General features: G+C 69.9%; 15 protein-coding genes. 11 read left to right on the top strand and 4 right to left on the bottom strand.

What is annotated here, in order from left to right; all coding sequences use genetic code 11:
- The first annotated feature begins 173 nt into the window (after window positions 1–173).
- The gene (locus AB0B82_RS27615) at window positions 174–5,921 is read left to right on the top strand and encodes an Ig-like domain-containing protein (protein WP_360174592.1); all 5,748 of its coding nucleotides are present in this window, start codon (window positions 174–176) and stop codon (window positions 5,919–5,921) included.
- Between the two features lie 73 nt (window positions 5,922–5,994).
- Here the strand turns inward: AB0B82_RS27615 and AB0B82_RS27610 are convergent, their stop codons facing one another.
- Genes AB0B82_RS27610 through AB0B82_RS27600 form a run of 3 tightly spaced genes read right to left on the bottom strand, consistent with a single transcriptional unit; the run spans window position 5,995 to window position 7,980 of the window.
- Window positions 5,995–6,513 (bottom strand): GNAT family N-acetyltransferase, encoded by a 519-nt coding sequence (locus tag AB0B82_RS27610; RefSeq protein WP_360174589.1) that lies wholly within the window; start codon window positions 6,511–6,513, stop codon window positions 5,995–5,997.
- A gap of 34 nt (window positions 6,514–6,547) precedes the next feature.
- Window positions 6,548–7,429 carry an RNA polymerase sigma-70 factor gene (locus AB0B82_RS27605; RefSeq protein WP_360174586.1) on the bottom strand — a complete coding sequence of 294 codons (882 nt, stop codon included), beginning with the start codon at window positions 7,427–7,429 and terminating at the stop codon, window positions 6,548–6,550.
- The gene (locus tag AB0B82_RS27600; RefSeq protein ID WP_360174583.1) at window positions 7,426–7,980 is read right to left on the bottom strand and encodes a carboxymuconolactone decarboxylase family protein; all 555 of its coding nucleotides are present in this window, start codon (window positions 7,978–7,980) and stop codon (window positions 7,426–7,428) included. Before AB0B82_RS27600 ends, AB0B82_RS27605 begins: the two co-directional genes overlap by 4 nt.
- A 188-nt stretch (window positions 7,981–8,168) precedes the next feature.
- Here AB0B82_RS27600 and argC point away from each other — a divergent pair, with 188 nt between their 5' ends.
- The 8 genes from argC (at window position 8,169) to AB0B82_RS27560 (ending at window position 16,296) form a co-directional block, all read left to right on the top strand.
- The gene (gene argC / locus AB0B82_RS27595; RefSeq protein ID WP_360174580.1) at window positions 8,169–9,200 is read left to right on the top strand and encodes an N-acetyl-gamma-glutamyl-phosphate reductase; all 1,032 of its coding nucleotides are present in this window, start codon (window positions 8,169–8,171) and stop codon (window positions 9,198–9,200) included.
- On the top strand, window positions 9,197–10,429 hold the full coding sequence (gene argJ / locus AB0B82_RS27590; RefSeq protein WP_360174577.1) for a bifunctional glutamate N-acetyltransferase/amino-acid acetyltransferase ArgJ: 1,233 nt from the start codon (window positions 9,197–9,199) through the stop codon (window positions 10,427–10,429). The genes argC and argJ overlap by 4 nt, the downstream gene beginning before the upstream one ends.
- The gene (gene argB / locus AB0B82_RS27585; protein ID WP_360174574.1) at window positions 10,426–11,301 is read left to right on the top strand and encodes an acetylglutamate kinase; all 876 of its coding nucleotides are present in this window, start codon (window positions 10,426–10,428) and stop codon (window positions 11,299–11,301) included. Before argJ ends, argB begins: the two co-directional genes overlap by 4 nt.
- Window positions 11,302–11,427: 126 nt before the next feature.
- Window positions 11,428–12,630, top strand: a complete 1,203-nt coding sequence (locus AB0B82_RS27580; protein WP_360174571.1) for an acetylornithine transaminase — start codon at window positions 11,428–11,430, stop codon at window positions 12,628–12,630.
- Window positions 12,627–13,562 (top strand): ornithine carbamoyltransferase, encoded by a 936-nt coding sequence (gene argF, locus AB0B82_RS27575; RefSeq protein WP_360174568.1) that lies wholly within the window; start codon window positions 12,627–12,629, stop codon window positions 13,560–13,562. The genes AB0B82_RS27580 and argF overlap by 4 nt, the downstream gene beginning before the upstream one ends.
- Window positions 13,563–13,638: 76 nt before the next feature.
- A complete protein-coding gene (locus AB0B82_RS27570) occupies window positions 13,639–14,148 on the top strand; it encodes an arginine repressor (protein WP_360174565.1) in 510 nt (169 codons plus the stop codon).
- Window positions 14,149–14,158: 10 nt separating this feature from the next.
- The gene (gene argH / locus AB0B82_RS27565) at window positions 14,159–15,574 is read left to right on the top strand and encodes an argininosuccinate lyase (RefSeq protein WP_360174562.1); all 1,416 of its coding nucleotides are present in this window, start codon (window positions 14,159–14,161) and stop codon (window positions 15,572–15,574) included.
- A 14-nt stretch (window positions 15,575–15,588) separates the two neighbouring features.
- Window positions 15,589–16,296: a DNA-3-methyladenine glycosylase gene (locus AB0B82_RS27560; protein ID WP_360174559.1), complete on the top strand. Its 708-nt coding sequence runs from the start codon at window positions 15,589–15,591 to the stop codon at window positions 16,294–16,296.
- A gap of 83 nt (window positions 16,297–16,379) precedes the next feature.
- Here the strand turns inward: AB0B82_RS27560 and AB0B82_RS27555 are convergent, their stop codons facing one another.
- Entirely contained in the window at window positions 16,380–17,327 is a 948-nt protein-coding gene (locus tag AB0B82_RS27555; RefSeq protein WP_360174556.1) for an LLM class flavin-dependent oxidoreductase, read from the bottom strand.
- A gap of 131 nt (window positions 17,328–17,458) precedes the next feature.
- On the opposite strand from AB0B82_RS27555, the gene AB0B82_RS27550 reads away from it, so the two are divergent.
- Together AB0B82_RS27550 and tyrS are read left to right on the top strand one after the other, a co-directional pair.
- Entirely contained in the window at window positions 17,459–18,547 is a 1,089-nt protein-coding gene (locus AB0B82_RS27550; protein WP_360174553.1) for a phosphatase domain-containing protein, read from the top strand.
- A gap of 60 nt (window positions 18,548–18,607) precedes the next feature.
- On the top strand, window positions 18,608–19,900 hold the full coding sequence (tyrS, locus tag AB0B82_RS27545; RefSeq protein WP_360174551.1) for a tyrosine--tRNA ligase: 1,293 nt from the start codon (window positions 18,608–18,610) through the stop codon (window positions 19,898–19,900).
- The last annotated feature ends 419 nt before the right edge of the window (window positions 19,901–20,319 follow it).

The following is a 20,319-nucleotide window of genomic DNA, read 5'->3' as shown; positions in this document are numbered from 1 at the left end:
AAAACCCTGCACTGTCTGCCGGAAACTCTCCTGGGGAGAGGCGTGACAGGTTCGGTGGGTGGTCGGGTGGTCACGCTTCGAAGTAACATTGTGCGCTGTAGGCCGTTAGGTTTACAGGCCCGCCCGCCACGTGGCCGCAGCAATGCACCTGATTGCTCGGGAGGGCGGGACACATGCGGGCAACCCGACCGGCGGCGGTCCTCTGCGCCATCGGCCTGATCGGCCTGGGATCCGTGGCCGAGCCGGCGGGTGCCTATCAGGTTCCGACCGCGCCGTTCACCGAGGCGACCACGGTGATGCCCGGGTCGGGGCTGCGGCAGACGATCACCGCGAGCGGACGGACCGAGGTCAGCGACCCGACCACGGTCGGGTTCCGCGGCATCGGTCCGGTCACGTACCAGCCGGCGATCGGGAAGGACACGCCGGCGCAGGACATCGTCGTGAACACCGGCGACTGCGCCTCGACCGGCGGATGCGGTGACCGCGGGACGTTGACGATCGCGTTCTCGCAGCCTGTCCGCAACCCGGTCCTGCACCTCGGCGGCCTCGGTGGCTCGGTCACCCGCACGGTCAGCGGCACCACGACCGCGCAGTCCGAACTGCACGCGATCCTGAAGCTCGCCACCGCCGGCCTGAGTCTGACGAAGCTTGGCCAGGGCAACAACCTCGCGGTGACCAGTGACACGATCACGGCCACCGACCACGACACCGGTCCGAACTGCGTGAACACCAAGTCACCGTCGGGTCTCGACACCTCCGCGACGGCCGCGTGCGGCTCGGTCCGCGTGAACGGCGTGGTCACCGAGGTGAGCTTCGACGTGTCGGCGGTGTTCACCAAGCATTCGAAGCTGCCCGCGCTCAACAACGGGACGTCGGGCGATGCCTTCTCGATCGTCGCGTCCACGCCAGAAGATTTCGGCGACGCGCCCCCGTCGTACGGCGCGGCCTGGTCGGTGCTGAGCGACGTAAAGCTCGGGAAGACCGTGACCGAGGACAACGCCGAGGTGGCCAACGGTACGACCGGGCCGGCCGCTCCGGATCAAGGCGATGACGGGGTCGTCCTCGAACCGCTCCGAACCAGCCATACGAGGTACGCCGCCGGCCTGCAGCTCGCCGGTACGTCGAAGGCCGGGCGGGCGTGTGCGTGGATCGATGCCAACATCAACGGAACCTTCGAGCCGACCGAGCGCGCGTGCGCCGCGTTCGCCGCGGGGCAGACCACCGTGACGCTGCGCTGGTCCGAGCTCGCGCCGAAGGCCGGAGCGTCCTGGGTGCGCGTCCGGGTCGGGTACGCCGATGCGCAGGTCGAGAGGCCGACCGGCGCGGCCGATGCCGGCGAGGTCGAGGATCACCCGCTCGCGATCACACCACCGCCACCGCCGGTCCTCGGCGACGACCAGACGACGACCGCGTTCAACACGGCCGCGGTGGTCAAGGTGCTCGACAACGACAAGCCGGGCGATCCCGGTACGCCGCTCGCGCCCGAAACACTGTGCCTTGTCGAAGGCAACAAGTGTCAGCAGTTGGTGAACGTGGTCGGGCAGGCGAAGTACGTCGCAAAGCCGGACGGCACGATCCGCGTCGAACCGGTGTCCGGCTTCGTGGGCCCCGCGAAACCGATCACGTACCGCGTCGCCGACACCACCGGCACGACGGCGGCCGCAACCCTCGCCGTCACCGTCGCGCTGCCCGATCGCCCGGTCGCGAGCCCCGACACCGCGACGACCCCGCAGAACGTCAGCGTTTCGGTGAAACCGCTCGCCAACGACCGCGCGGCCGCGGGCGTCCAACTCGTGCCCGGTTCCGTCGTACTGCGTGATCCGGCCGACGCGACGTTCAAGAAGAAGGTCGTCATCGCCGGCGAGGGCGAGTACGTCGTGAAGCCCGACGGCGGCGTGGACTTCGTCCCGAAGGCGCACTTCACCGGTGCCGGGACGACGATCGGCTACCGCGTCACCGACAGCACCCGGCAGACGGCCGAGTCGACCCTCGTCGTCACGGTCACACCGGTCACGCCGACCGCGAACGGCGACTCGGTCTCGACCGCGTTCGACACCGTTGCCGTCGTCCCGGTGCTCGACAACGACGTACCGGGTTCGCCGGACGCGCCGCTCGTCCCGGCGACGCTGCGACTTGTCGACCCGGCGAGCAAGCACCTCGTCGACCAACTCACGATCGCGAACCAGGGCACGTACCTGGTGAAGACCGGGGCCGTGACGTTCACTCCGGTACACGGCTTCACCGGTGTCGGTACGCCGGTGACCTATCAAGTGCTCGACAAGAACGGTACGGCGGCGCGCGCCGAACTCACCGTCTCCGTGGCCGCGCCGGGTCCGCCGGTCGCCAACCCGGACACGGTCGCGACGCCGCAGGGTCGCTCGGTGATGGTGGAGGTGCTCGCGAACGACAAACCCGGGCCGACCGGCTCGGCGCTCGATCCGGCCACTGTCCGCTTGCTGAGCCCGAACCGGTCAGGGCTGGAGCTCGAGGTGCCGGGGCAGGGCAAGTACTCCGTGCGCCCCGACGGACGCGTGTTCTTCGAGCCGCTGCCGACCTTCAGCGGGACCGCGACGGCGGTGGGCTATCAAGTGGCCGACGGCAACAAAGCGGTCGGCAGGTCGTCGCTGACCGTGCGCGTGACCAAGGTCGTCCCGGACGTCACCGACGACACCGCGAGTACGCCGTACGACACGAATGTCAGTGTGCGCGTGCTCGCGAACGACTCGGCCGGCGAGCCGTCGGTGCCGCTGGTGCCGAGCTCCGTACGGCTGATCGATCCGGCCACCAAGGCACCGGTCGCGACGCTGGTGGTGCCAGGCCAGGCGACGTACACGACGACCGCCGAGGGCACGGTCGAGGTTGATCCGCTGCCGAAGTTCACCGGCGCCGCGACACCCGTCACGTACCGGGTGGCGGACGTGAACGGTACGACGACCACGGCGACGTTGACCGTCACGGTCGCCAAACCACCCGCGCCGACCGCGACGCCGGACACCGCGAGCGGGAAGCAGAACCTCCCGCTCAAGGTGATGCCGCTCGCCAACGACAACGCGGGCACCGGGACGGAGCTCGACCTCGGCAGCCTCGTGTTGGTTGATCCCGCTGACGGTTCGCCGAAGACGTCGGTGCAGGTCTCGGGCCAGGCCGACTACCAGGTCAACGCGGACGGCACGGTCACTGTCGATCCGGTCCCGGCCTTCACGGGTACGGCGACCAAGGTGACGTACCAGGTCGCGGACGAATTCGGGCAGGTGGCGCGCTCCACCATCACTGTCACGATCACGCCGATCACCCCGGTCGCGGCCGACGACGTCGCGCGGACGCCGTACGAGAAGACCGTCACGGTGCCGGTGCTGGCGAACGACAAGCCGGGCGACCCGTCCGCGCCGCTGGTCCCGGGCAGTCTGCTCCTGGCTGATCCGGCCGACGGTGCGTTGAAGGCATCGGTGCGGATCCCGAACGAGGGCGTCTACACCGCGACCGGGGGAACCGTCCGCTTCGATCCCAGCGCACTGTTCCGCGGGCCGGGTTCGCCGATCACGTATCAGGTTGCCGACAGCAACGCGACGACGGCGACCGCCCGGTTGACGGTCACGGTCGGCCACCCGCCGCTCGCGATCGCGGACACTGCCTCAACCCGGCAGAACGTCACCGTCACGGTGAACGTCCTGTCGAACGACCGTCCCGGCACCGACGCCACGCTTGTCCGGAGCTCCGTCGGTCTCAACGGCACCGCGAAGAAGGTGACGGTCGACGGCCAGGGGACGTACACGGTGCAGCCGAGCGGAGCGATCGAGTTCGACCCGCTGCCCGGCTTCCGAGGTACGGCGACCCCGATCGGCTACCGGGTCACCGACTCGGACCACAACTCTGCCGCGTCGACGCTGACGATCACCGTGTCACCGATCAACCCGGTCGCGGTCGACGACTCGGCGATCACGCCGTACGGACGCGCGATCACGGTCGAGGTGGCGGCGAACGACAAACCGGGCGACCCATCGGCGCCGTTGCGGCCGGCGAGTGTGGTGGTGAAGGACGCGAAGGGTCATTTCGGCAAGACGATCACGCGCGCCGGTGAAGGTACGTACGCCGTGGACGCGCGCGGTGCGGTCACATTCACGCCGCTCAAGGGGTTCCAGGGCGTGACCACGCCGACGACGTACCGGATCGCCGATGCCAACGGGACCACCGCCGAAGGGCTGCTGCTCGTCACGGTCGGCAAGGGACCGAAGGCGGTCGCGGATCCGGTCACGACCAAGCAGAACGTGACCGTCGTCGTCGATCCACTCGCGAACGACGAGCCGGGCACGGGCGCGCGGCTCGATCCGACGTCGGTGCAGGTGTTCGGCCCCGCGGCGTGGGGAGTGCGGGTGGCGATCCCTGGGCAGGGCGTGTTCACCGTGAAGACCGGGAAGGTCGAGTTCGACCCGGAACCGGCGTACCACGGTGTCACCTCGGTCGCCTACCGCGTCCGTGACACGACCGGCAACCTGGCGAGTGCGGCGGTCACGATCACCGTGGCGCCGGTCGCTCCGGTGATCGCGAACGACGTCGCCACCACGCCGTACGAGGTCGCGGTGACGGTGGACGTCCTGGCGAACGACAAGCCGGGCGATCCGAGCGCGCCGCTGGTCGCGAGCGGCGTTCGGCTGATCGATCCGGTGACCGGTGACCCGCTTCCAGCTCTGGTTGTGGCCGGGCAGGGGACGTTCACCGTGCAGCCGTCCGGTGCGATCCGGTTCGCGCCTGTGGACGGCTTCGTCGGCGGGACCGTCCCGGTCGGGTACCGGGTGGCCGACCGCAACGGCACGATCGGATCCGGTGCGCTGACCGTCACGGTGCAGGCCCGCCCGGTCGCCGTACCGGACGAGGCGCGGACGAAGCAGCACGTCGCGGTGACCGTCGACCCGCTCGGCAACGACAAGCCGGGACCGGGTGCGACGCTCGATCCGGCGTCCCTGCTCCTCGTCGGCGCAGACGGTGCGCTGCTCGGGCAGGTGACGTCGCCCGGTCAAGGTGAGTACGCCGTTGCCGACGGCAAGGTCACGTTCACGCCGGAGGCGGCGTTCACGGGCACCGCGAAGCCGGCCGTCTACGAGGTGAAGGACAGCAACCACAACACCGCACGCGCCACGATCAGCGTCACGGTCGTGCCGGTCCGTCCGGTCCTCACCGACGACACTGCGACGACCGCGTTCGGTACGGCGGTCCGCGTCGACGTACTCACCAATGACAAGCCGGGCGACGCGTCCGCACCGCTCCGCCCGGACTCCGTCGTGCTACGGGATCCGGCCGACGGCCGCGAGAAGAAGTCCGTGACCGTGGCGGGTGAGGGGACGTACAAAGTAGACAGCGGCGTCGTCGAGTACACGCCGGCGAAGGGCTTCGTCGGTACCACGCGCCCGCTGTCCTACCGGGTCACCGACGCGAACGGTACGTCGGCCACCGCGCTCCTCGGCATCACGGTCGCGGGACCGCTGCTCGCCAAGGCGGAACCCGATGCGGCGACCGGTACGCCGGGCAACCCGGTCGCGGTGAATCCGCTGCTCAACGACAGCGGCGCGATCACGCCGAGCTCGGTCTGCCTGCGGACGCAGGACGGCGGGTGCGCGAAGCAGCGCACCGACCGTTCGGGGACCTGGACGGTCGGGGTGGACGGCACCGTCACGCTGAGGCCGGCGGCCGCGTTCACCGGGACCGCGAAGGTGACCTACGAGCACACTGATGAGACCGGCGCGACGGTCGCCGCGCCGGTCAAGTTCACGGTCGGCGCCGCGGAGGGTCCCGTCGAGGGACCGCGGACGGTCAACCGCGGTGAGATCCCGGAGACCGGTGGCCTGCCGCCCATCGTCCTGACCTTGGCCACGCTGTTGGTCGCGCTCGGCGCGACCCTCGTCCTCATCGCCCGCACCCGGAAGTGAATCTCCAGGCCATCACAATCGCGGCTTGCGGATCGCCTGCCGCGGGGGAGCAACCGCGGGCGATTGTGATGGCCTACAGATCCAGGACGAGCATGATCTCGTCGCGGTAGTCGTCCGGTGCGACCCGGATCGCGCGCGGGTGGCGGCCGACGACCCGGTACCCGAGCGGACCGTAGAAGTTCTCCAGGCCGAGGCCGTCGCGGATCGTCAGTTGCAGGTGCTCGAGCCCGAGGTCGACGGCCGAGCCGCGCAGGCCCTCCATCAGGATCCGTCCGGCGCCCGTGCCTTGGCAGTCCGGGTGCACCATCACGCGCAGCACCGTGCGCCAGTGCGCCTGCAGTGCGCTGCCGCGGCCGACCAGCATGCCCATCCCGACGTACCGCTCGCCGTTGTGCAGTACGCCGAGCAGATCGAGCCCGGACGCGACCCGGCCGAGCGCACCATCCAGATTCTCCGCGATCCGGTCCACCGGCGCGGGCGCCACGTACCCGACCGCGCCGCCGGCGTTCGTCACCGCGACCCAGGTGTCCAGCAGGTCCGCCCGCAACCCCGGATCGAGCGCCTCCTCCGGGTCCGCCACCAGATACTTCACCGCTGCCTCCATCTGCGACTCGGTCGCAGATATCCTACGCCTCCAACTCGTGCAGCAGCGGCAGGGTGCCGAGCTTGTCCGGGTTCCGGATCAGGTACAGCTCGGTGATCCGGTCGCCGTCGGTCTTCAGGAACGTGACGGTGTCCGGCTCGTCGTCGTAGTACGCCACGAAGGCGAGGTCGTCGTTCAGGTGCAGCACACGGACCTCGAAGCCGGGGTTGTCCTCGACCACCGCGAGCATCCACCGGGCGATCTTGTCCGCGCCCTGGATCGGCCGCAGCGCGGCGCGCTTCTTGCCGCCGCCGTCGCTGATCAGGACCGCGTCCGGCGCGAGCAGTTCGAGCACCTGGTCGACATTGCCCGAGCCGGCGGCCTGCATGAACCGCATCGTCAGTTCGGTATGACTCTGCTTGTCGACCTGATGCCGCGGCTGCCGCGCGTGCACATGACTGCGCGCTCGATGGGCGAGTTGCCGGACGGCGGCCTCCGAGCGACCGAGCGTGTCCGCGATCTCGTCGTACGGCAGGTCGAACACCTCACGCAGGACGAACGTCGCGCGCTCGAGCGGCGAGAGGGTCTCGAGCACCACGAGCATCGCCATACTGACCGAGTCCGCGAGCTCGACCACTTCGGCCGGGTCGTCCTCGGTGGCGAGCGGTTCGGGCAGCCACGGGCCGACGTACTGCTCGCGGCGGGCCTTCTGCTCGCGCAGCCGGTTGAGTGCGAGCCGGGTGGTGATGCGGATCAGGTAGGCCCGCGGGTCGCGGATGTCGGCGTGGTCGATCGCGGACCAGCGCAACCACGCCTCCTGCACCACGTCCTCGGCGTCGCTCACGCTGCCGAGGACGCGGTACGCCGCCCCGACCAGGACCTCCCGGTGGTCGGCGAATTCGCGGGCGAGCTGGTCCTCGGTCACCGAACCGGCCTCAGCTCGCAGTACTCCTTGAAGCCCTGGCTGGTCAGTCCGGTCGCCGCGTTCACCCGGGAGCGGAAGTTCTCCAGTGCCACCCAGGCGGTCAGCTCGACGAACTGCTCGTCGCTCAGGTCCTGCCGCAGCCGCTCGACCTGCTCGTCGGTGACCTCCGGCGGGGTCGCCGTCATCGCCTCCGTGTACTCCATCACCGCGCGCTCCAGGTCTGTGTAGACGTCGCTGTCCCGCCACCTGGGTACATCGTGCAGCTTGGCGGGGTCGATGCCCTGGTGGTGGAACTCCCAGTAGCCGAAGTCCATGCACCAGCTGCACCCGATCCGCGCCGAGGCCACCATCACCGCGAGCGCCTTCAGGTCCGGGGCGAGGGAGTTCCAGCGCGCGGCCGTCCCTTCGATCGCCAGTGACGTGACCAGGACGCGCCGGTTGTGCATGGCCACCTTCACCGGGTCCAGCACCTTCCCGAACTTCCGCCGCGTCAGCCACTCGATCACCCGGATGCCGGGCGTCCGCCGGTACGTCATCTCGATGCGAGCCATCTCGTCCTCCAGTGTTCGTCGTCGACCCAGGGACACGCCGCACCCCGCGGGTGTGACATCGCGGCCGGCATGGCCTGTGTCACACCGGCGACGGCCCGGTGCATGGACTTCACCTCGACGGGGTATCGCAGAGCCGCGACGGCATCCCGTCGTTGGATATTCATGCGGCTTATGGCATACTCATTCACATGAGTGTGACGGTAGCGGTGGCCGGGGCCAGTGGGTATGCGGGGGGCGAGCTGCTCCGATTGCTGAGCAGCCACCCCGAGGTGGAGATCGGCGCGCTGACCGCCGGCGGGAACGCCGGGACGCCGCTGGGCGCCCACCACCCGCACCTGGTGCCGCTGGCCGGGCGCGTCCTGGTCGAGACCACGGCGGAGAATCTCGCCGGTCACGACGTCGTGTTCCTGGCCCTGCCGCACGGACAGTCCGCCGCCATCGCCGAGCAGCTCGGCGCTGACGTCACCGTGATCGACTGCGGCGCGGACTTCCGGCTGACGGACCCGGGCGCCTGGGAGGAGTTCTACGGCGGCGAGCACGCCGGCGCATGGCCGTACGGACTGCCCGAGCTCCCCGGCCAGCGGGACAAGCTCCGCGGGTCGAACCGCGTCGCCGTCCCGGGTTGTTACCCCACCGTCTCCACGCTCGCGATGCTCCCCGCCGTGCAGAGCAAGCTCGTCGACCCGACCCAGGTGGTCGTGGTCGCCGTCAGCGGTACGTCGGGCGCCGGCAAGGCCCCGAAACCGCATCTGCTCGGCGCCGAGGTGATGGGGTCCGCGTCGGCGTACGGCGTCGGCGGCGGGCACCGTCATACCCCGGAGATCGAGCAGAACCTCACGCCGTACGCCGACGGGCCGGTGAGCGTGTCGTTCACGCCGGTGCTCGCCCCGATGGCCCGCGGAATCCTCGCGACCTGCAGTGCTCCGGTCGCGGACGGTACCGACTACGCGGCGCTGCGGAAGGCGTACGAGGACGCGTACGCCGACGAGCCGTTCATCCACCTGCTGCCTGAAGGCCAGTGGCCGCAGACGCAGGCCACCCTCGGCGCGAACACCGTCCAGCTGCAGCTGGCATTGGACCAGCGCACCGGCCGTGCGGTCGTCGTGGCCGCGATGGACAACCTGACCAAGGGCACCGCCGGCGCCGCCGTGCAGTGCATGAACCTGGCCACCGGTCTCGACGAGACCACGGCCCTGCCTCTCGTTGGAGTCGCCCCGTGACCGTCGACAGCTCACCGGCCACTGATCCTGCGCTTGATCCCGCGCCGGCTTCTGGGCTCGATCGGAGCGCCGGTGTCACCGCGCCGGCCGGCTTCCGCGCGGCCGGAGTGATCGCCGGGATCAAGCCGGCCGGTACGCCGGACCTCACCGTCGTGGTGAACGACGGACCGCACGACGCCGCCGCCGGCGTCTTCACCACGAACAAGGTGAAGGCCGCGCCGGTGCTGTGGTCGCAGCAGGTGCTGACCGCCGGCAAGCTGAAGGCCGTCGTCCTGAACTCCGGCGGCGCGAACGCCTGCACCGGACCGGAAGGCTTCCAGGACACCCACAAGACCGCGGAGAAGCTGGCTGCGGTGCTCGACGTCGGCGCGGCAGAGATCGCGGTCTGCTCGACCGGCCTGATCGGCGAGCGGCTCCCGATGGACAAGCTGATCCCGGGCATCGACACCGCTGTCGCCGCGCTGGGTGACGACGCGGCCGCGGGGCTGGCGGCGGCGACCGCGGTGATGACCACCGACAACGTGCCGAAGCAGGCCGCGCTGACGCATCCGGACGGGTGGACCATCGGCGGCTTCGCGAAGGGCGCCGGCATGTGTGCGCCGAACATGGCCACGATGCTGAGCGTGATCACCACCGACGCCGTCCTCGACCAGCCGCACCTCGACCACGCGCTGCGGAACGCGGTCGGCAAGACCTTCAACCGGCTCGACGTCGACGGGGGAACGTCGACCAACGACACGGTCCTGCTGCTCAGCTCGGGTGCGTCCGGTGTCACGGTCACGCCCGAGGCGTTCGAGGCCGCGCTCACAACCTTGGCTGCTGACCTGGTGAAGCAGTTGCAGGCCGACGCCGAGGGCGTCACCAAGCACGTGAGCATCACGGTGCAGGGCGCGGCGACCGAGGAGGAGGCGCTCGCCGCCGCCAAGATCGTTGCCGAGGACAACCTGTGCAAGACCGCGTTCTTCGCCTCCGACCCGAACTGGGGCCGGATCGCGATGGCGGTCGGCAACGCGCCCACCGCGTTCGACCCGGCGCTGCTCGACATCACGCTGAACGGCGCCGCGATCTGCGTCGCCGGCGGCAAGGGCGTCGACCGGTCCGAGGCGGACCTCAGCGGCCGCGACATCGACGTGCTGATCGACCTGCACGCGGGTCCGGCGTCCGCGACCGTCCTCACCACGGACCTGTCGCACGCCTACGTCGAAGAGAACTCGGCGTACTCGTCATGAGGTACGAGGAAGCGGTCGAGAAGGCCGCCGTACTGACCGAGGCGCTGCCCTGGCTGAAGGAGTTCCACGGCAAGACCGTCGTGGTGAAGTACGGCGGCAACGCGATGGTCGACGAGAAGCTCAAACGCGCGTTCGCCGAGGACATCGTGTTCCTCCGGTACGCCGGGGTGCGGGTCGTCGTGGTGCACGGCGGCGGACCGCAGATCAGCGAAATGCTCGGCCGGCTCGGCATCGACAGTGAGTTCCGCGGCGGGCTGCGGGTGACCACGCCCGAGGCGATGGACGTCGTCGGCATGGTGCTGGTCGGCAAGGTCGGCCGGGAACTCGTCGGGCTGCTGAACGCGCACGGCCCGTTCGCCGTCGGGATGTCCGGTGAGGACGCCGGCCTGTTCACCGCGGAACGCCGGACCGCGCTGGTCGACGGCGAACAGGTCGACATCGGACTCGTCGGCGACGTGGTCGAGGTCCGGCCGGAGGCGGTGGTCGACCTGATCGACGCGGGCCGGATCCCGGTGGTGTCGACGATCGCCCCGGACGAGGACGGACAGGCGCACAACGTGAACGCCGACACCGCGGCGGCCGCGCTGGCGACGGCGCTCGGGGCGGAGAAACTCGTCGTCCTGACCGACGTCGCGGGGCTGTACCGGAACTGGCCGGACAGCGACGAGATCATCACCCAGATCACCACCGCGGAGCTCGCGGAGTTGCTGCCGTCGCTCGCGTCCGGCATGGTGCCCAAGATGGAAGCCTGCCTGCGTGCGGTCGAGTCCGGCGTGTCCCGCGCCACCGTCATCGACGGCCGCGTCCCGCACTCGCTGCTCCTCGAAATCTTCACCGACGCCGGCTCCGGAACCCAGGTGATCCCGTGCTGAATGCCACGACTCCGTCGCGGTGGGGCATCGGGCTTGAACTCCCGGTCCTGGTCGCACCGGTCGCTTCGCCCCCTGCGCTCCTCAGTCCACACCGGGGGGCCCGATGACCACAAGGATGGTGTCCGAGTGACAGAGCTGCTGACCATCGACGGCACGCAGGCGGCGCTGAGCGAGCGGTACGCCGGCGCGCTGATGAACACCTTCGGCGCGCCGAAGCGGGTGCTGGTGCGCGGTGAGGGTGCGTACCTGTGGGATGCCGACGGCAACAAGTACCTCGATCTGCTCGGCGGGCTCGCGGTGAACTGCCTCGGTCACGCACACCCGTTCGTGGTGTCCGCGGTGACCTCGCAGCTCGCCACCCTCGGGCATGTCTCGAACTTCTTCGCCTCCGCGCCGCAGATCGCGCTCGCCGAGAAGCTGCTCGGGTTGTTCGACGCCCCGGGCAAGGTGTTCTTCACGAACTCCGGCACCGAGGCGAACGAGGCCGCGTTCAAGATCACCCGGCGCACCGGACGGACCAAGATCGTCTCCACCGTCGGCGCCTTCCACGGGCGGTCGATGGGCGCGCTCGCGGTGACCTGGAAGCCGGCCTACCGGGAGGCGTTCGCGCCGCTCCCGGGCGACGTCGAGTTCGTCCCGTACGGCGACGTGGCGGCGCTGGCCGCCGCGGTCGACGATCGGACCGCGGCCGTCGTGCTGGAGCCGATCCAGGGTGAGAACGGCGTCGTCGTGCCGCCGGCCGGGTACCTGCAGGCCGCGCGGCAGATCACGTCCGAGCGCGGCGCGCTGCTGTGGATCGACGAGATCCAGACCGGCATCGGGCGGACCGGGACCTGGTTCGCGCACGATCCCGAAGGCATCACGCCCGATCTGGTGACGGTGGCCAAGGGCCTCGGTGCCGGGATCCCGATCGGCGCCTGCATCGGTCTCGGCGCGGCCGCCGACCTGCTGCAGCCAGGGAACCACGGGACCACCTTCGGCGGGAACCCGGTCGCGGCGATCGCCGGACTCGCGGTGCTGACCGTGATCGAGCGGGACGGCCTGCTCGCGCAGGTGAATGCTGTCGGCAACCACCTCGCCTCCTCGGTGATCGCGCTCGACCACCCGCTGATCGCGGGTGTCCGCGGTCGCGGGCTGCTGCTCGCGATCCAGCTGACCGCGCCGGTGTCCGACCAGGTGACGGCGCTGGCGCTGGACGCCGGCTTCGTGATCAACAACCCGGTGCCGGACGCGTTGCGGCTCGCACCGCCGTACATCCTCAGCAAGGCTGATGCCGACAGCTTCGTCGCGGCCCTCCCGGGCCTGCTCGACAGAGTGGAGGTCCCATGAGCGTCAAGCACTTCCTGAAGGACGACGACCTGTCGCCGGTCGAGCAGGACGAGGTGCTCACGCTGGCCGCACAGTTGGCGGGGGACCGGCACGGGCACCAGCCACTCGCGGGCCCGAAGACCGTCGCGGTGATCTTCGACAAGTCGTCGACGCGGACGCGGATCTCGTTCGCGGTCGGGATCTCCGAGCTGGGCGGCGTACCGCTGATCATCGACGCGCAGACGTCGCAGCTCGGTCGCGGTGAGCCGATCGCCGACACCGCGCGGGTCCTGGACCGGCAGGTCGCGGCGATCGTCTGGCGGACGTCCGGCCAGGCGCGGATCGAGGAGATGGCCGGCGCGTCGCAGGTACCGGTGATCAACGCGCTCACCGACGAGTACCACCCGTGCCAGATCCTGGCCGACCTGCAGACCGTCCGGCAGCACAAGGGCGCCACGGCCGGTCTGAAGCTGGTGTACCTGGGCGACGGCGCCAACAACATGGCGCACTCGTACCTGCTGGGCGGCGCGACCGCCGGCATGCATGTCGTGATCGGCTCCCCGGCCGACTACCAGCCCGATCCGGAGATCCTCGTCCGCGCGGCCGCCATCGCCGAGCAGACCGGCGGCTCGGTCGCATGGAGCGAGGACCCGGTCGCCGCCGTCGACGGTGCGGACGTCGTCGCCACCGACACCTGGGTGTCGATGGGGCAGGAGGCCGAGGCGGCCGACCGGGAGGCGCCGTTCGTCCCGTACGCCGTCACGCAGGAACTCCTCGGCAAGGCGAACCCGGATGCGATCGTGTTGCACTGCCTGCCCGCCTATCGTGGCAAGGAGATCGAGGCGGCCGTCATCGACGGACCGCAGTCGGTCGTCTGGGACGAGGCAGAGAACCGGCTGCACGCGCAGAAGGCGCTGCTGTCGTGGCTGTTGGCAAGGAGTTTCGAGGCATGAACGAGCGGAGCGAGTTCATCATTCAGCACAGAGCGCTTCGTGCCTCATCCGCGCCCGGAGTGAAGCGAGGACGTGAATGAGTGTCGCCGTACCGACGACCAAGACCGCGCGGCAGCAGCGGATTGTGGAGTTGCTCGGACGGCAGCCGGTGCGGTCGCAGACCGAGCTGGCCGAGCTGCTCGCCGCGTCCGGGCTGGTCGTCGGGCAGGCGACGCTGTCGCGGGACCTCGTCGAGATCGGTGCGGTGAAGGTCCGCGACTCGTCCGGCCAGCTCGTGTACGCCGTACCGGGCGAAGGTGGTGACCGCACGCCGCGTGCCGGTGAGGCGGCCGCGTTCGAGGCGCGACTGGCCCGGGTCGCGTCGGAGCTGCTGGTGTCGGCCGAGGGCAGCGCGAACCTGGTGATCCTGCGAACCCCGCCGGGAGCGGCCCAGTACTTTGCGTCGGCGATCGACCACGTGGGGCTGGACGACGTTCTCGGCACCATCGCCGGCGACGACACCGTCATGGTCGTCTCCCGCAACCCCACCGGCGGCCCCGACCTGGCCGCCCGTTTCCTGTCCCTCGCGGCCCGCGAACCGAAGTAGAGGAAGTCTTGTGAGCAGTGGAGAAAGCGCCGCCCTCTGGGGCGGACGGTTCGCCGGCGGGCCCGCGGATGCGCTGGCGGCGTTGAGCAAGTCGACCCAGTTCGACTGGCGGCTCGCGCCGTACGACATCGCCGGGTCCAAGGCCCACGCCAAGGTGCTGCACCGGGCCGGGCTGCTGACCGACGAGGACCTGGCCGGGATGCTGGACGGGCTCGACGACCTGCTGGCCGACGTCCTGTCCGGAGCCTTCGTTCCGGCCGAGGAGGACGAGGACGTCCACACCGCGCTGGAGCGCGGCCTGCTGGAGCGCCTCGGTCCGGAGCTCGGCGGGCGGCTGCGTGCGGGGCGCTCGCGGAACGACCAGGTCGCGACGCTGTTCAAGAGCTTCCTGCGCGACCACGGCCGGATCATCGGCCGGCTCGTGCTGGAGCAGGTTCAGGTGCTCGCCGAGCAGGCCTCGCGGCACCTCGGCGTGGCGATGCCCGGGCGGACGCATCTGCAGCACGCGCAGCCGGTGCTGTTGTCGCATCACCTGCTTGCGCACGCCTGGCCGCTGATCCGGGACCTCGATCGGCTGGCCGACTGGGACGCCCGCGTCGCCGCGGACTCGCCGTACGGCTCAGGTGCGTTGGCGGGCAGTTCGCTGGGCCTGGACCCGGTGTTCGTCGCGCAGGAACTCGGGTTCACGAACTCGTCGGCGAACTCGATCGACGGGACGTCGTCGCGGGACTTCGTGGCGGAGTTCGCGTTCGTCACCGCGCAGATCGGTGTCGACCTGTCCCGGCAGGCCGAGGAAGTCATCGTCTGGGCGACCAAGGAGTTCGGCTTCGTCGAGCTCGACGACGCGTTCTCGACCGGGTCGAGCATCATGCCGCAGAAGAAGAACCCGGACATCGCGGAGCTCGCCCGCGGCAAGGCCGGCCGGCTGATCGGCAACCTGAGCGGCCTGCTGGCGACGCTGAAGGCGCAGCCACTCGCGTACAACCGGGACCTGCAGGAGGACAAGGAGCCGGTCTTCGACTCCATCGACACCCTCGAGGTGCTGCTGCCCGCGTTCACCGGGATGGTCCGGACGCTGCGCTTCAACACCGAGCGGCTGGAGGAGCTGGCGCCGCAGGGGTTCTCGCTGGCGACCGACATCGCGGAGTGGCTGGTCCGCGAGAAAGTGCCGTTCCGGGTCGCGCACGAACTCGCCGGGGCGTGTGTGCAGGAGTGCGAGAAGCGCGGAATCGAGCTGTGGGACCTGAGCGACTCGGATCTGGCCGCGATCTCGCCGCAGCTCACTCCCGCGGTCCGCAGCGTGCTGACCGTCGAGGGTTCGCTGGCCTCGCGGAACACGCGTGGCGGTACGGCGCGGGACCGGGTCGCGGAGCAGTTGGCCGAGCTGCAAGGACGGGTGGAGGCGCACGCCGCTCGTCTTGCGTGATTAGGGTGCTGTGCATGCGTCGTACTCAGCTGGCGGGTCCCGTGGTGGAGGTGGCCCCGCAGTTGCTGGGGATGGTGCTGCGCAGTACCACAGAATCGGGGACTGTGGCGGTGCGCCTCACCGAGGTCGAGGCGTACGACGGCCCGAACGATCCCGGCTCGCATGCGTATCGGGGGGAGACGCCGCGGAATGCGGTGATGTTCGGACCGCCCGGGTTCTTGTACGTGTACTTCACCTACGGGATGCACTTCTGTATGAACGTCGTCGTCGGGCCCGCCGGTAAGCCGTCGGCCGTGCTGTTGCGGGCGGGCGAGGTCATCGAGGGTATCGAGTTGGCGCGGTCGCGGCGTGGCGTGGAACCGGCCGCGCGGACCGTCTTCAATCAGACCTCGGCTGCGGTCAACGGTGCTCGGCCAGGATTGCGCGGAGTGCGGCCTGGGCCGGTGGCCAAGCGGCCGGCGGCGAATCCGGATCGCGACCTGGCGCGCGGCCCGGCGCGGTTGTGCGTAGCCCTCGGTATCGGGCGCGAGGGCAACGGCGCCGACCTGCTGGCCAAGAACTCGCCGATCCAACTGCTCGACGGCCCCGGCTTCGACGGCGAACCGTCGACCGGTCCACGCGTCGGCCTCCGTGAGGCTGCCGACCGCCCCTGGCGCTTCTGGATCCCGAACGACCCGACCGTCTCGCCGTACCGCCCGCACGTCCCGAAGAAGCGCTCCTAGCTCTGCAGCGGTCGGCCGGTCAGGTGCTCAGCGGTTGGCCGGGTTGTCAGCGGTCGGCAAGGTCCTCAGCGGTTGGCCAGTTCTCAGCGGTTGGCCAGGGTGAGGACGTGGTCCAGCTGCGGCAGGCCGTGCTCGACCTCCGGATCCGGGAACAGCCCGATGTGGTGCACGCCGGCCGCTTCCAACTGCGCGATGTGCTCGGCGGCGTCGTCGATCGTCCCGATCGCTCCGATCGCGGTCCACCACTCCGGCGGCATCCCCACGAGGCCGTCCGCGCCCGATGCGTCGTACAGCTTGGCCAACTCGTCGAAGAACGGCAGAGCGGTCAACTGCGGCGCCCGGTCCGCGATGCGTGTGCCGAGCCACGGCGCGGTCCACTCGTACGCCGCCTTGCGGTCGTCGCGGATGCACAACGAGGTGAATACCGCCATCACGAACCCGTCGGGCGATCCGGCGTACTCCAGCGACTGACGGACGTACGCCGCGGTCGCGGGCTCTGCCAGCACGACACCACCGGCAACGCGGCCGGCGAGCGCCATCGACTTCGGGCCCTGCACGCCGAGCAGGATCGGCGGGACCTCGGCGGGCGGCGCATCCAGTTTCACCTTGTCGAGGTACACGGTCTGCCCCTCGAAGCTGACCTCCTCGCCCGACAACAGCCTGGTGACGGTGGTCGCCACCTCTTCCAGGGCGGTCAGCGGCGACTTCGGGCGGACGCCCATCTGCCCCATCCACGACTGCACGCCGTGACCGATCCCCGGCAGGAACCGGCCCGGCCCGAGCGCATCCAGCGTCGCGAACTCCATCGCGGTCACCGCCGCGGTGCGCGCGACCGCGGGCACGATCCCGAGCCCCACCGTCAGCCGCTCGGTCGACGTCAGTGCGGCCGACACCAGCGACGGACCGGCAGTGAAGAAGCAGTCCTCGATGATCCACAGCTCGTCCGCCCCGCCGCGGTCGAGCCGGCGGGCCACGTCGGTGACGAGCGCGGCCGGGTAGGTACGCGGGAAGCACATTCCGATGGCGGTCATGGGAAGACGGTAGGGGACGGCACGGACAGTTCGAGGCTCAGCCGCCCGGTGGTGGTGAAAGACAGGTGAAAGGTTCGCGGGCACCGCGAGGCAGGACGACTGGCGGCCCGTGCGGCGGGTAGGTTTCAGATATGGCCCGACCGCACTACTCCTCCCGGCTCGAGGACTGGTTCAACGCCGGGCTGCAGGCAGTGCTGCGGCGGCGCGGCTGGCAGGAGCGGATCATCCCGCAGGTCGGCTACGGCAACACCGAGTTCGTCCGGGTGCTCGCGCGCGTGGTCCTCGGCCGTGATCCGCGCAACCAGCCGCGGTACGACGAGGACCAGGTGGTGCGCGGCTGGCGGGTGTTCGTGACCGCGCCGGCGACCAAGGTGCCGGTGACGGTCACGGTGAACGGGGAGACGTTCGAGACGGCCACCGATCGCGGCGGCTTCATCGACCTGACCGTGCCGGTGGTGCTGCCGCCGGGGTGGCACGAGATCGTCCTCGGCGTGCGCGGCGACCGGCAGGCACGGGCCCGGATCTTCGTTCCGGATCCGGACGCGACGTTCGGACTCGTCAGCGACATCGACGACACGGTGATCCTGACGATGCTTCCGCGGCCGTTGATCGCGGCCTGGAACACGTTCGTCCGCGACGAGCAGGCGCGCCGCGTCGTACCGGGCATGGCCGAGCTGTACGCCGAGCTGCTGGCGGACCACCCCGGTGCGCCGATCTTCTACCTGTCCACCGGCGCGTGGAACACCGCGCCGACGCTCACCCGGTTCCTCGCCCGCCACGGGTACCCGCCGGGGCCGCTGCTGATGACGGACTGGGGGCCGACGAACACCGGCTGGTTCCGGAGCGGCCAGGAGCACAAGCGGACCGCGCTGCGCCGGCTGGCCCGCGAGTTCCCCAAGGTGCGCTGGGTGCTGATCGGTGACGACGGCCAGCACGACCCCCAGCTGTATGGCGACTTCGCGCAGACGCACCCGGACCAGGTGCTCGCCATCGGCATCCGCCAGCTGACGCCGGCCGAGCAGGTGCTGTCACACGGTCTGCCGGTCCCGAACGCGGACCCTGGTGCGCATGACCCGGACCGGCCGACGGCGGTCACGGTGCAAGGGCCGGACGGCCACGCGCTGCGTCCGCAGCTCCGGTCGGTGCTGACGCGGCCGGACACCACTGCCCCGGAGGGCAGTGCGCCTGGAAGCGCTACGCCTGAGTCCGAGACCACCTGAGTCGCGGTAGGTCGCCGTACAGGACACTAGTACTGACCGACGTACTCGAGGAGAGAACTAGTGACCGAACGCCGCACTCAGGTGCTTGACGACCTGGAGAGCCGTGGCCTGATCGCCCACTCCACCGATCCGGACGCCCTCAGGGCCTCGATGGCGGCGGGACCGATCACCTCGTATGTCGGCTTCGACCCCACCGCGCCGAGCCTGCACATGGGCAACCTGCTGCAACTGCTGACGCTGCGGCGGCTGCAGCTGGCCGGCCACAACCCGATCGGCCTCGTCGGCGGCGCCACCGGCCTGATCGGTGACCCGAAGGAGACGTCGGAGCGGGTGCTGAACCCGAAGGACGTCGTCCACGAGTGGGTGGAGAAGGTCCGCGTCCAGGTGGAGAAGTTCGTCGACTTCGACCCGGCGCTGCCCAACCCGGCCCGGATCGTCAACAACTACGACTGGACCAAGGACCTCAACACGCTCGACTTCCTCCGCGACATCGGGAAGCACTTCCCGGTGAACCGGATGCTCGGCCGCGAGGTGGTGAAGGCGCGGCTGGAGCAGGGGATCAGCTACACGGAGTTCAGCTACGTGCTGCTGCAGTCGCTGGACTTCCTGGAGCTGTACCGCCGGCACAACTGCACACTGCAGACCGGCGGTAGCGACCAGTGGGGCAACCTGACCGCCGGTGTCGAACTGATCCGGCGTACCGAGGGCGGCAAGGCGCACGCACTGGCGACGCCGCTGGTGACCAAGGCCGACGGGACGAAGTTCGGGAAGACGGAGTCGGGGACGGTCTGGCTGGACCGGGAGCTGACCACGCCGTACGCGTTCTACCAGTTCTGGTTCAACAGCGACGACCGGGACGTGATGCAGCTCGTACGGTTCTACACGTTCCGTACGGCGGAGGAGATCGCCGCGCTCGAGCAGGCGACGGCAGAACGGCCACAGGCCCGTGAGGCGCAACGCGTGCTCGCGGAGGACGTGACCACGCTGGTGCACGGTGCTGAGGAGACGCGGCGCGTGCAGGAGGCTTCCAAGGCACTGTTCGGCCAGGGGGAGTTGGCGTCGCTGGACGGTGCGACTCTCGTGGCGGCACTCCGCGAGGCACCGCATGTCGAGCTGGGCGCCGGCGAGCCGATGCCGACGTACGCGGACCTGCTGGTGAAGTCCGGTCTGGTGGCCAGCAAGTCGGCCGCGCGCCGGACCGTTGCCGAGGGCGGGGCGTACCTGAACAACGAGAAGGTGAAGGACGCCGAGTACGTGCCGGCCGCGGAGGACCTGTTGCCCGGTGGCGTGCTGGTGCTGCGGCGTGGAAAGCGTTCGTTCGCAGGTGTTCTGACGTCAGCGGCACAGGGCTGAGTGACCCCGGCTGTGGGGGTGGTTCCACTCCCACATCGGGGTTGCCGAAGGCAAATTGCAGGCCTGTGATTCAGCGCACCGACCGCCGATTTGACCCTTCACCCGACAGCCACGTAATGTTCTTCTTGTTGGAGCGAGGCGCGGGACGCGAAAGCGGCCGGTCGCTCCGAACCCCCCAAGGCTAGCTGAGCCGAACCGGGTTGTCTGACTCGGGGCGGTAGCTTGGATGCGGGTGGCGGGACAGAAAATCGGGACTTGACTCGATGGATCTGCTCCGGTAAAGTAGTGCAGGTTGCCCCGGGAGCCTGACCGCAAGGTCAAGCTGCGGTGTGCGTCCGATTCTTGAGAACTCAACAGCGTGCCGAAAGTCAATGCCGAAATGCATTAACCCCGTCCACGGATTTTGGTCTGTGGGTGGA

It is taken from the genome of Kribbella sp. NPDC048915 (genome assembly GCF_040649595.1).
GTDB lineage: Bacteria > Actinomycetota > Actinomycetes > Propionibacteriales > Kribbellaceae > Kribbella.
This window is presented reverse-complemented; position numbering and strand designations above follow the sequence as displayed.